Below are 13,353 nucleotides of genomic sequence, written 5' to 3'. Positions count from 1 at the left end.
GGTTTCGACACGTTTTAATCTCCTTTTCCTGTAGGTACGACAATATTTTAACATAGTGTTTTATTTCCACCAAGCAACATTTGCATATCCAGTGAAGAGGTGAACAGACCTGAAGATACTACTTATACCTCCTACGGCATTTGATAATAAAATGGCTGGTCCAAGTATCAGATACTACAATTTCTATCTTGAGCTAAGCAAACAACACGAAGTGAGGATTTTACTAAGCGAACTGAATGGATTTACGGAAAAGTTGCCATGCGAGCTTCTCACCAGGAAGAGTTTGAATTATCAGTTGCAATGGTGTGATATTGTCATCACTCAGGGGTTGACGTTATTTTATTATCCTAAACTAAAAAAAGTTAATAAAATACTAGTCATAGATTTATATGATCCCTTTATATTAGAGAACCTGGAGATCAGACCAAATAACTTTTTGGGAAGCTCCTTATATAATGTGGATTTAAGAATTTTGAAGGAGCAGATCATGCAAGGAGATTACTTCATCTGCTCGAATGAAAGACAGATGGACTTCTGGGTGGGTATTTTGGCGATCTCCGGTGCTGTAGATGTCGAAAATTATGCACAAAGAAAAAGAATAGCAGATACTATCGGATTGGTTCCATTTGGAATACCGAATGAAAATCCAGAAGCAACTACCCCACACATTTTAAGAGAAAATACACCGGGATTCCACAATGATGATTTTATTGTTATATGGAGTGGAGGCACTTGGGGATGGCTTGATTTAGATACTGTAATTGATGCTTTTGCTTTGCTTAAGGAAGCTAATCCGAGAGTTAAGCTGTACATAATGGGGGGGCAACAAAACGATAAACTTAAAGAGAAATGTGAAAAAAAAGGTGTTCTGAATAAAAATGTATTTCTCGGGAATTGGGTTCCATATAATGAACGACAAAATTATTTGCTGGATAGTGATATCGGTTTAGTTACTCATTTTGATTCATTAGAGACAAGATATTCTCATAGAACTAGAGTTTTAGATTATATTTGGTGTGAACTTCCAGTTGTCTCTACTAAAGGTGATTATTTAACTGATGAGCTTATAGTTAACATGAAATGTGGAGTTTCCATAGAATATACGAATTCCGACCAGTTAGCTGCAGTGATTTTAAAATTAGCCAATGATGATGCTACTATCTCGAAATTCAGTTCAAATATGGCTTCTATAAAAAATGATTTACGGTGGCAGGTTGTAATGAAAGATCTGATGGAATATTGCAGTAGTCCGTATAAGGTTAAAAAACACAAGGAAAACTTCTTGCTACGTACTTGTGATACTGTTATTTACAAAGCGAAAAAAACGATCTATCACTTGAAAAATAAAATAAAGAGATGAGAGTAAATGATAATAATAAGCTCTGCTGAAAGCTTTGTGAGCTTTATTATGGTTGAGACACTGGCAGGGTTTTCATGCGATGATAATGGGTGGAGGTTTGTTCATGAATAAGATTGGTCGGTTTTACCGTCTTTTATTAAAGATATTTAAAGTTCTTTTTAATAAAAATAGGACCAAGGCTGCTTTGAGGAAAGCCTCTGCAGTCCTTAAGCGATTTGGATGGGTAGGTTTGGTGAAAGCGATAAAAAATAAAGCATCTAACCGCCAGCTTTTAGAGGGACTTGTTGACTTCGGGGAAGAAGCGATGGAAGAACTCCCTTATACTGGGTCTGAATTTGTTGCTGGTGATAACACTGGGCGGAAAATTTTCAGGCAGCAACAAGAGGAGTATCCCCAAGGAATTATTGCACAAATGGCTGCTGCGCTACAGAAAAAAATCCGTTTTAGCATTGTTATACTTTTGGAACGTGCTGATGTAAGCTTACTAAGAAAGACATTAAAATCTATTCAAGCACAGGTTTATGGAGAATGGGAAATATGGGTTGTTGATACGGGCTCTAAAGACAGAAGGAGCCTGAACTTTTTAATTGGAGAAGCGCAAAGAGACAATCGCATAAATATCATAGAGCAAGATGGCCGGCAAACTGATAAAGTAGACGCCTACAATAAAGTTTTGAACAATGCATCAGGAGAGTTTGTATTTTTTATGCATTCGGGTGACCAGCTAACTTTCGATGCTCTTTATTGGGCAGCTTGTAATATAAACGAAAACGAGGGAACCAAGCTCCTCTTCTCTGATGAATGCTATATAAATGAGAGTTCTGATATTTTTAGGTTCTTTTTCAAACCGGCATGGTCTCCTATGTTAATGATTACTTCAGCCTATCCCGGGAACTTCTCTGTATTTGAAAAGAAAACTTTACAGGAATGCGGCGGTTTTAATACAGATTCATATCACAGCTCAATATTTGAAACAACTTTGCGTCTCTCTAAGTATAAAGGAGATATTCAGCATGTGGAGCGAATCTTATATTTAACATACGCCATGGAGAAGACAATGGAGGCGCGTTCCCGAGAACTGGCTAGCCAGGCAAATGCATTGTCAAAACACATGAGTGAAATGCACTATCCGGCAATTGTATATGAACGTGACGGACATAATTTTATTTCCATGAGCCGTAGCGAAGCTCCTCTTGTCAGTATAATTATATCCACAGATCATAAGGCTACTATTATGAATCGTTTGCTCCAGTTACTTAGAGATACTGCATATCCCAATATAGAAATAATTATTGTAACTAATTCGGGATTAACAGAACAAATTGGACAGCTGTTAACTGGTCTGGGTGAGAGATTAGTTCTTTGCCCTTATGATGGGACTTATAATGTTTCAAGGAAATACAACCTTGGTGCACAAAGAGCCAGTGGAGAGTACCTTGTTTTTCTTCGGGATAATATGTACGTTGCGCAGAGGGATTGGTTAAATCACCTTTTAAATACGTTGGATTATCCGGGTGTCGGAGCTGTTTCGCCGACTGTTATTAACCCGGAGGGAAGAATAGTTTATGCTGGGGGAACGATTGGACAACAAAGCGGTGAACTGTTTTGGAGCGGTTTTGCAGGACAATCATTTTATACTAAAGATGAGCGTGAATTAACAATCCATATGGGAAGGGAAGTCCATGCCCTTAGCAGCTTCTGCTTCTCAGTCCGCAAGGATGTTTTTTTTCAGGTTGGCGGGCTAAACGAAAGAGACACTCCGAATAGTTATAATGATTTGGATTTCAGTTTTCGAATACAGAATGTGAATCTGAATTGTGCTTTTGTATCGACAAGCGTCCTTTTTGCTGAAGAAACATTAAATATTAAAGACGTTATTCCGAGGGATAGATCTTATATATATATGATTAAACACTGGAATACAAAATTAAAAAAAGATAACTTTTTCTCCAAGAGTATGCTGAAATATATTACAGAGAGTGATCTGGTTTTTAATCAATTGTACCTTCCTGAAAAAATGCCCCAAGGAGAAAAAGGGAATATTCTGCTTGTGAGTCATGAACTGTCTCGGACAGGCTCCCCACAGGTTGTATTTGAAGCGGCCAAGGTTCTGAAAAACACGGGATATTTTCCTGTTGTGGCCTCACCTGAAGATGGCCCACTTTCAAAAGATATATTTGAGGAAGGGATTCCTGTCATTATTGACAGAGATCTTGCGAAATATAGGGCTTATCGTCCGAACGAGGTGCCCAAAACTATAAGTCCTGGAATAGATAACATGTTAAGTGCATTTGATCTTGTGCTTGCCGCCTCTATTGTTAGTCATAACCTTATCAATTGTTACAATGGTTCGGATATTCGTATTCTTTGGTGGATTCATGACGGTTCGACGGGATTAGATTTACTCAAACGTTATTTGCCTCAAAAATTAAATAGTAATATTTCAGTTTATTGTGGTGGCAAATACGCACAGGAAGTGTTGGCGAGGTGTCGGCAGGGGTATAATTCCGAAGTGCTTCTGTATGGCGTGAAAGATAGGGCTACTTTAGAGGAGGAAAAGGAATTATCTGAGAAAATTTTATTCCTTTTCCCCGCGACTTTTGAAACAAGGAAAAATCAAAAGTTATTATTGGAAGCGGTAGGTATGTTGCCTCAAGCGTTTGCTGAAAAAGCAGAGTTCTTGCTGCTTGGAAAGGTTAATGAGGAGTTCTACTACCAAGAGCTGCAAAGCAAAGCTAAGGAGTTACCGAACGTTAAGATTTCCGGTCCTGTTCCGTATAGTCAGTTGATGAATATTTATCGTGAAACTTCATGTGTGGTTGTTCCATCCATCGATGATCCTCTGCCTGTTGTTTTGACAGAAGCTATGATGATGTCGAAAATTGTTCTTTGCTCTGACATGACAGGGACAGCCCGGTATATCGAAGATGGTGTGAACGGATTTGTATTTAGTTGCAAGAGTGCATTGGAGTTAAAACAGAAAATTGAGTTTATCATCAGCAATTTTAATGCTTTGGATAAATTGCGCGCGGCAGGCAGGGGAACATATGAGAAATATTTTTCTCAGGAGAAATTTTCTGTGGACTTAATCTCAGTGATGGAAAAAAACATAAATCGATTTGCGGAGGAAAACAAGTGAAAAAGTACGTAATTCTTGGTGGAAGTGGTTTTATTGGTCGGAAATTGGTCAGTAGATTAAGTAAAGATAATTATGTATTAGTGGCGGATTTAACTTGTAGTCCTGAATATGAGGGGATGAAGAATGTTTCTTTTGTGAAGTTTAATTTTACAGAAGAAGAAAGCTTTGCTCCGCTCTTAGATGAGACTGATACTATTGTTCATCTGGTAAGTACCTTGTTTGCTAAAGATGGTACTGATAATCTTGCATCTGAAGTGTCGGCTAATGTTATTTCAACAATTCGTCTTTTAGAAGATATGGTAGGAACTAAAACAAATCTTCTTTTCCTGTCTTCTGGGGGGACAGTTTACGGAGAAGGAGGGGAGCTTCCAGCTGTAGAAGATGACCCGAAACACTCTTTTTGCGGCTATGCCCTTACTAAGACAATGATCGAGGATACCTTAGAGTTATATAAAAATCAGCATGGACTGCGTTATCGGACTGTGCGTTTGAGCAACCCTTACGGGTTTATGAGTAATTCAAACCGCATGCAAGGTCTGATTCCTATTCTTGTAGATAGGGTTATGCAGGGTGAACCGGTTACTATATGGGGGGACGGTGAAAACATTCGGGACTATATTTTTATAGATGATGTACTTGATGCACTTGAAGCAATTTTAAACTATGAAGGAGACGAGAATATTTTTAATGTTGGCTCTGGAATAGGATACAGTATCCATGAAATTTTGAGTTTTGTAATAAATATGTTGAAGCCTGAATTGCCACCAGCTATTCAATATTCTCCATCTCGAAAATGTGATGTAATAAAAAATATTCTTAACATTGAAAAAGTTACTGCCTGCACAGGTTGGAAACCAAAAACCGGAATTGAAGAGGGGATAGAGTTGGTGATTCGTGAGTTTGAATCCAGAAAAAGATCTTCACTCTCTTCTTTGGAATAGGTTGTTGATATGGTGGGGGATTTGCAGTTCCTGAATCAAGAAACAGTTGCTCAGTACCAGTCAATGATGGAGCATAATTTCTTATGGCCGAACTGGGAGCCGACAGTCGAATGTATTGATAACGGTATAATTGTCCCGGCAGAAGCTTTTAATGATGAGTTAGGTAATTATAAATATCGTGGCGGGGTATTAGATGCTGAGGGTGAATTTGTTAAATCCTCAGGTTTATATAAGGGATTAGATTTTGGGAAAGAACTTTTGTCTATGGCGGAATGTCCAGTTATCAATCCGGATGACTGCTTGTATATTGATGAGGAAGTTGTATATTATGGTTTTTTTATTTATCATTGGGGGCATTTTTTGTTTGAGTCAACCAACCGATTATGGTACTACCTACAGGGGGATTTTAAAGCTCGAGGGACTAGGTTAGCAGGCATTTATCTGAACAAAAAGCCGGATGGGAATTTTCAGAGCTTTCATGAGCTGCTGGGAATTGAGCAGGATGATCTTATGTTTCTGAATCGTCCAATTAGGTTTAAGCGTGTAATTGTACCTAAAGCTTCCTGCATATTAGGAAGTACAAGGGATTTTTATTATTCGAAAGAGTTTTTAATTCCATTTAATATAATCTATGACTCCATCACTGCAAGCCCATCAAAAAAGATTTACCTCACCCGTGCTGAACTGCAGATGGGAAATACTATCGGCGAGGAAGCGATTGAGGATAATTTTAGAAGAAACGGTTTTGAAATCATAGCTCCAGAGAATGAGACATTGCCAAGATTAGTATCTCTACTAAAAGGGGCAGAAGTAGTTGCTGGGCTAAGTGGGTCCAATACTCATAATTTTTTGTTTGCTTCTGGTTGTAAGGCAGTCATTCTTAATCGTATGCAAGGAACAAATTATCCACAAGAAATGGTTCATCAGTCCAGAAATATTCAAGCTGTTTATATAGATGTTTACTCTACGTTTTTACCGGTTACTCACGGTAATGGTCCATTCTTAGTAACAGTTAATGAAAATTTATTTAACTATCAAACTATTGCGGGGATGTTCCCGTATAATTTTTCTTCGCACATTTCTGATGATGAAATTGCGACTTTCTTAAAAGAATGGGGCAGAATATATCACGGAAATGAATCTGCTGCGACATTATTGGAATTATATTACAATGATATGAAAAAGATTATTGAACAAAACTATTCATTCTTTCTGAAAAATGAACAGGGAATCCAGAATAAAGTAACAAAAAGGAAAATTCACTTTTTATATTGGCTTCATAAGTATGGACTGAAGAAGATACACGAGATGGTTAACACGGACAAAAGTAGGCTGTCCGATTTGAATGTTATAAAATATTCATATTACTTTAATGAACGATGGTATCGGAAAAAATATATGATCAATGTGAAAAATGTTGAACCCGCTGAGCATTATCTATATATTGGCTTCAAAGATGGTAACGACCCATCTCCGCGTTTTTCTACTGATGGTTATTTAAACCTATATCCTGACATCCGCGAAGGCACAATCAATCCGCTCTGGCATTATGAGAAACATGGGAAATATGAAGGGCGCCAATTTGTCAAAAAAGCTAAAAGTAACTTTTAAAGGGATGAGTGTAAGTGGCTAAATTAAACTTGGAATATTCTATTGGATACGATCAGTATATAGACAAAGAAGAAGACATGCTTCTGGCTCATTACCGTGGCGAGAATCAAATCGAAAATCCACGAGATACTCTTTTTTACCTAACAACAACGGAAAGAGAGAATATTTTGGCTTGGTATCCATTCGAAAATAAGGAAGTTCTTGAGATTGGTTCGGGGTGTGGGTGTATTACTGGTACTCTTTGCGATGCTAGTAGAAAAGTTATTTCTGTAGAGCAGTCTCAAAAACGTGCACGAATTACTTTTGAACGACACAAAGAAAGAGAAAACCTTGAGGTGTTTGCTGGAAATATCATAGATATTCCATTTGAACAGAAATTTGATTATATAATCTTGATTGGGGTTCTAGAGTATTCAAGACGATTTTTTTCAGAATATCCGGAGGATGAATTTTTCTTAAAAACTATACGTAATTTGCTGAAACCGGAGGGCATCTTACTGATTGCCATTGAAAATCGTTATGGTATAAAATATTTTGCTGGAGCTAACGAAGATCACCTAGGTGAACCTTATGTATCACTGACAGGATACTCTAATATGAATGTGAAAACATATGGAAAACAAGAGCTGGAGAAATTGCTTAGTAACTCCGGCTTCCCAAAAACCAACTTTTATTATCCGTTTCCTGATTACAAGCTACCTTCAGTGATTTTTTCGGATAAAAAGCTTCCATCAATTGCGGAAGCTTCGCTTCTCCCTATCTATACCTATGGTAATCCTGTAAACTTCTCTGTTCAGGAAGCAATGGCTGGAATTGCCGAAAACGGACAAATTGACTTTTTTTCAAACAGCTTTCTGGTTGAGGCCGGAACAACTGAAAGCTCATTTTCAGATGTTACATTTGCTAAGTTTCAGCCGAAAAGAAATGAGGACTATCAAATTATTTCCATTCAAAGAGAAGGTGGGGGGATAATTAAACGCCCCAGAAGTTCGAAAGCGCGGATACATCTGGAAAACTACCGAAAAATACATGAAAAAATTGACAATGCAGGTATAAGGATTTGCAAAGTTCGAAAATCTTTAACGAATGATGAATGGCATGCTGAGTATATTGAGGGTCAGTCTATCTCTGATTTAGTGGAAATGGCAGGACAAAAAAATGGAAAAGACAGTGTAATAGAAGAGATTCAGAGTCTAGTGGATTATTTTTATAGTCTTAGCGAAGCTGTAATGTTAGATCAGCCTATAATTGAAGAATTAAAAAATGTGTATTCAGGCGAAACCTTTGTACTAAAGTATGGGCTTATGGATCTTAACGCAAGTAACCTCTTGTTCCAGAGAGAGGCTGGCTATATAATTATTGATCAAGAATGGGAAGAATCTAAGCAAGTTCCGACCGATTATGCAATTTTAAATTCTATAGGATACCTGTATTCGACGTGCCCTACAGTTCGTGGGTATTATTCAATAACCGAACTTTTAGATCGATTTGGGTTTTCACAAGAAAAAATAGCGGTTTTAGAAAAAGTATCTGATTTCTATTTTAAAGTAAAAAATCAAATACTGGACGAAGAAAAAAATATGATTTTTGAGCGACTTAGCCATTACAAGATTTCTCTGAATAATGAAAGCAATTTAGATGCTGAATTTGCTACACTTTCTGCTCATGCAAAACGAGTCGAAGATGAGTTGCATCATCGAAATGAGCAAGTAGGATTTTTAAGTGAGAATTACAACAGGGTTGTAGCACAAATAGAGCAATTAGAAATACAGCTTCATGAGAGAAATGAGCAAGTCGCTCATTTGAGTGAAAACTACAACCGGGTTGTAAAAATGATTCAGGATTTCCAGCAGAACAGCTGAAGAAAAACTGATCGAGTAATGGGGGAAAAGCATGTTTAGTAGATTTAATGAAATTATTCAATATAGAGGAACTATCAGTGGTCTCGTGAAAAGAGATCTGCGAGGCCGTTACAAGGGATCTGTAATGGGTTTTTTTTGGAATCTAATTATCCCGCTTTGTCAAATGTTGGTGTATATAATGGTTTTTTCGCAAGTTATGCGATATGATGTTCCGAACTATTATTTATTCTTAGTTGTAGCAATGATGCCCTGGCTAACCTTTACTGACTGTATGTCACAAGGGACGGTAAGTATTGTAGGACAATCAAATCTTGTGAGTAAAATTTACTTTCCAAATGAAATAATTCCAATATCTACTGTTATTGCGAGATTTATTAATCTATTGTTGACATTTATTCTTATATTCGCGCTGATTTTTATAGGCGGACTTGGATTCAACTTCGAGGCATTACTTTATCTTCCATTGGTAATAGCAATCCAATTTATAATGGCTCTGGGAATAACAATTATCTTATCAGCAGTTACTGTTTATTTTCGCGATGTTCAGTATATTGTTCAAATGGTTCTGATGGCGGGCGTTTGGGTAACACCGGTTTTGTTTGAACCTGATATGGTAAATGGGTTTTTGGCTTCTATACTTGCCTGGAATCCACTTTCTCCAGTGATTAGCGCCTATAGACAAATACTTTATTATAAGGAAATTCCGGATATATCAAGTTTGTGGATAGCTGCTGCTTTTGCATTGGTCCAATTGATGATTGCTGAGTTTATTTTCCGCAAGCTTGAGCCTGGTTTTGCGGAAGAGATATAGTTACAGGAGGATAACAATGTCTGAAGATATAGTTATTGAAGTTAAAAATGTGAAAAAATCTTTTAAGTTATTTGCAGATAAAAGCCAAACGTTGAAGGGAATCCTCTCTAATGTAAAACGAGCAAAGTTTGAGCGGCGAGATATAATAAGAGGTATAAGCTTTGAGGTTAGAAAAGGTGAGGTTATAGGCCTTATCGGAAAAAATGGTTGTGGCAAAAGTACAACATTAAAGATGCTCTCCAGGCTCCTAAAGCCTAATGAAGGGGAAATAATAATTAGAGGAAGATTATCCAGTCTAATCGAATTGGGAGCAGGCTTTCATCCAGATATGACAGGCCGTGAGAACATTTACGTAAATGCCTCCATATTTGGCTACACTAACAAGGAAATTGATGCAAAACTTGATGAAATTATAGAATTTTCTGAACTAGAAGATTTTATTGATTCGCCAGTAAGAACATATTCTTCAGGTATGTACATGCGTCTTGCCTTTTCAGTAGCTATTAATGTTGACCCAGAGATTCTTCTGGTAGACGAAATATTGGGTGTGGGTGATGCAGCATTTCAAACAAAATGCTTTAATCGCATTATGGCTATGAAGGACAGCGGGATGACTATCGTAATTGTATCTCATACAACAAGTCAAATAGAGAAACTATGTAATAGGGCAATTTGGCTTGAGAACGGCCTTATTAGGGAAGATGGCCCGGCTCGGGTAGTGTGTCCTAATTATCTTGAAGAAATGGAGAATCTAAGAATACAGAGAGCTGAAATGGAATATCAAAACCTCATTAAAAATAGTACAGATGTAGGGCTAGCTAAGAAGGAAAACCGAAGTCTTACATGTCGTGATATTGCGCCCCAGTATGATCCTGACTCCCGTAGAAGTGGTAATGGAGATGTTGAAATCACAAATGTGGTAGTAGTCGATGAAGAGGGGAAAGAAAAACAGATTTTTGATAAAGGAGAACCATTTGCAATCAATATGGCCTATAAAAGTGCTATGGATGGTGTACCTGTAAGTGTTACAGTAGGTTTGGTCAGAGATGATGGTGTTCCGTGTTATGAGGTATCTACTGAAAGTGATACAAGAAGGAAATTTCAAGCTCTGAAAGAGGGACGTATTCAATTTTCCTTTTTAAACAATAACTTAGTAAACGGAAAATATTTTTTGAATGTATATATTTATGGCAACAGTGGAGTTGAGTACGATATTCTCAGAAGAATTGTCGCTATATCTATTAAAAGTGAAGAAACAAATGAATCAGGTGTTGTTAGCATGCGCCACGTTTGGGATGTAGACGGGATGATTATCAAAAAATAGTGGGGAACGAGATATGGGAAAGTATGTAGACTTGTTTGTCAACGAAGACAATGCCCGGGCTTACATGGAAAATGAGAAGCAAGAATATCTAAGGAAAACCCCTCTGACCGTTAAAGAGGTTGAAGGGGGGATAATCCTTCCAGCTAAAGGGGATTCATCGGTTTCCTGGGCTCTTGGTGGGGTGCTAGACAAAGAGGGTCATTTCGTAAAGGAATCTCAGACCAGGGATGGGCATCTTTTCGGGGGCTTTTACGATTATGATAAGCAGTCTGTGCAGGAATGTGATGAGACTGTAGTATTTATGGGACCGTTTGTAGCTCATTGGGGACACTTTATATGTGATCAAATTTCAAGATTATGGTTTATACTCCCAGACGTCAAGAAGTTGCGGATAGCTTATTGCGGTTGGAATTGGGGGAATGAACAGACGAGTCTGTGGGGGAATTTTCTCGAATTTATGTACCTACTTGGACTTAGTGAGGATCAATTAATTGATGTGAGAAAGCCTATGCAGTTTCGTTCTGTGATTATTCCTGAATTTTCCTACATTGAGAGGAATTATTATACTGAGGATTTTAAAGATATTTATCGTACTATTGTTTCAAACATTAATGTACCCGACATAACACCTTATTCTCATGTTTACTTTACGCGCGGGAAATTTTCTGCTGCTCTAAATAAGGAGCGTGGAGAAGAAGAGATTGAAGCCTTGTTCGCAGCAAATGGATACAAGGTATTGGCTCCTGAGCAATTGACGTTGAGTGAGCAAATTTATTACTTACGGAATTGTGACAGTATGGCAGCAGTATCAGGGAGTATTACACATAATTTATTATTTGCTAAAGAGGGGCAAAAAGTAATCGTCCTAAATAAAATGGAGTTAATGAACGGTTATCAAATGGTAATTGATAATATTATGGATGTTAAAATCTCCTGTATTGATGTGTATGTGAAATTATTCCCTGTCTGCTTCGGTTTAGGTCCATTTTTGATGGGTTTTAATGGGAATCTAAAAAGGTTTGCAAAAGAAAAAGATATGATTATTCCTCGAAACTTGCAGTTTAATATAAAAACTATAAAAAATTATATCTGGTATTTCTTGAAATTCGCACGGATTTATGCAAAAAAACATAACAGAAAAATGCTTATATCCCAGCAAAATTCAGTCAGAATAATTAAAGAAGAAATAAGGGCTCGGAATATATAAAAACTGCAGAGCTTTATCCATGTTAACTAAGTGGGAGTAAGCATAGTATAAATTAAAAATAAAGGAGCCTTTTCATGAAACTTCTCATTACCGGCGGGGCCGGCTTTATCGGCAGCAATTTCGTAATTTACATGCTGCAGCAGCATCCTGAATACAAAATCATTAACGTAGATGCATTGACCTATGCAGGAAACTTGGAAAACTTGAAATCTGTGGAAGGTAATCCGAACTATACGTTCGTCAAAGCAGACATCACGGATGTTGCGGCGATGGATGAGCTGATTGGCCAGGGCGTGGATGTTGTGGTCAATTTTGCAGCGGAGTCGCATGTGGACCGGAGTATTCTAGAGCCGGATGTATTTGTGAAGACGAATGTGCTGGGGACTCAGGTGCTGCTTGATGCGGCGAAGAAATACAATGTGACAAAGTTTGTGCAGGTGTCTACGGATGAGGTATACGGAACGCTGGGTGAAACGGGGCTATTTACGGAAGAAACGCCGCTGACTCCGAACAGTCCGTATTCCGCGAGCAAGGCTGGCGGCGATTTGCTTGTGCGTGCTTACCATGAAACCTTTGGCTTGCCGGTTAATATTACCCGCTGCTCCAATAACTATGGCCCTTATCAATTCCCGGAGAAGCTGATTCCGCTGATGATCTCCCGCGCGCTGAATGATGGAGCACTGCCGGTGTACGGCGACGGGCTTAATATCCGTGACTGGTTGTATGTAGAGGACCACTGCAGCGCAATTGACCTCGTGATTCATAAAGGTGTTAATGGTGAAGTGTACAACATCGGCGGCAACAATGAGCGGACGAATGTGCATATTGTAAAAACCATTTTGGAGGAGTTGGGCAAACCGGAATCCCTGATTACTTATGTGCAGGACCGTCCCGGCCATGACCGCCGTTATGGTATTGATCCGACGAAGATTACCAACGAGCTGGGCTGGAAGCCGAAGCATACGTTTGAGACGGGCATTAAGGAAACGATTCAGTGGTACCTGAACCATAAGGAATGGTGGACCCGCATCCAGTCCGGGGAATATCAGAAATATGCCGAGCTTCAATACGGCAGCCGCCTGGGGGACTCTCTGTAAT

At 38.3% G+C, this 13,353-nt stretch carries 9 protein-coding genes; all 9 read left to right on the top strand.

Going from position 1 to position 13,353, the window contains the following annotated elements; all coding sequences use genetic code 11:
• The first annotated feature begins 151 nt into the window (after positions 1-151).
• The 9 genes from C2I18_RS09735 (at position 152) to rfbB (ending at position 13,352) form a co-directional block, all read left to right on the top strand.
• The gene (locus C2I18_RS09735; RefSeq protein ID WP_249900987.1) at positions 152-1,360 is read left to right on the top strand and encodes a glycosyltransferase; all 1,209 of its coding nucleotides are present in this window, start codon (positions 152-154) and stop codon (positions 1,358-1,360) included.
• A 103-nt stretch (positions 1,361-1,463) separates the two neighbouring features.
• The gene (locus C2I18_RS09730; protein WP_249900986.1) at positions 1,464-4,499 is read left to right on the top strand and encodes a glycosyltransferase; all 3,036 of its coding nucleotides are present in this window, start codon (positions 1,464-1,466) and stop codon (positions 4,497-4,499) included.
• On the top strand, positions 4,496-5,440 hold the full coding sequence (locus tag C2I18_RS09725) for an NAD-dependent epimerase/dehydratase family protein (RefSeq protein ID WP_249900985.1): 945 nt from the start codon (positions 4,496-4,498) through the stop codon (positions 5,438-5,440). Before C2I18_RS09730 ends, C2I18_RS09725 begins: the two co-directional genes overlap by 4 nt.
• A 9-nt stretch (positions 5,441-5,449) precedes the next feature.
• Positions 5,450-7,051: a glycosyltransferase 61 family protein gene (locus C2I18_RS09720; RefSeq protein WP_249900984.1), complete on the top strand. Its 1,602-nt coding sequence runs from the start codon at positions 5,450-5,452 to the stop codon at positions 7,049-7,051.
• A 14-nt stretch (positions 7,052-7,065) separates the two neighbouring features.
• Entirely contained in the window at positions 7,066-8,913 is a 1,848-nt protein-coding gene (locus C2I18_RS09715; protein WP_249900983.1) for a class I SAM-dependent methyltransferase, read from the top strand.
• A 31-nt stretch (positions 8,914-8,944) separates the two neighbouring features.
• Complete coding sequence (locus C2I18_RS09710; RefSeq protein WP_249900982.1) at positions 8,945-9,724, top strand: ABC transporter permease; 780 nt, start codon at positions 8,945-8,947, stop codon at positions 9,722-9,724.
• Positions 9,725-9,740: 16 nt separating this feature from the next.
• Positions 9,741-11,048, top strand: coding sequence for an ABC transporter ATP-binding protein (locus C2I18_RS09705; RefSeq protein ID WP_249900981.1), 1,308 nt, complete (start codon positions 9,741-9,743; stop codon positions 11,046-11,048).
• 13 nt (positions 11,049-11,061) lie between these two features.
• The gene (locus C2I18_RS09700; protein ID WP_249900980.1) at positions 11,062-12,255 is read left to right on the top strand and encodes a glycosyltransferase family 61 protein; all 1,194 of its coding nucleotides are present in this window, start codon (positions 11,062-11,064) and stop codon (positions 12,253-12,255) included.
• Between the two features lie 74 nt (positions 12,256-12,329).
• Positions 12,330-13,352, top strand: a complete 1,023-nt coding sequence (rfbB, locus tag C2I18_RS09695; RefSeq protein ID WP_249900979.1) for a dTDP-glucose 4,6-dehydratase — start codon at positions 12,330-12,332, stop codon at positions 13,350-13,352.
• Position 13,353 lies beyond the last annotated feature (1 nt).

Origin of the sequence: Paenibacillus sp. PK3_47, assembly GCF_023520895.1 — a bacterium.
Lineage (GTDB): Bacteria > Bacillota > Bacilli > Paenibacillales > Paenibacillaceae > Paenibacillus_AQ.
Note: the sequence above shows the minus strand (reverse complement) of the source record. Positions and strands in the feature narration are given on the sequence as shown.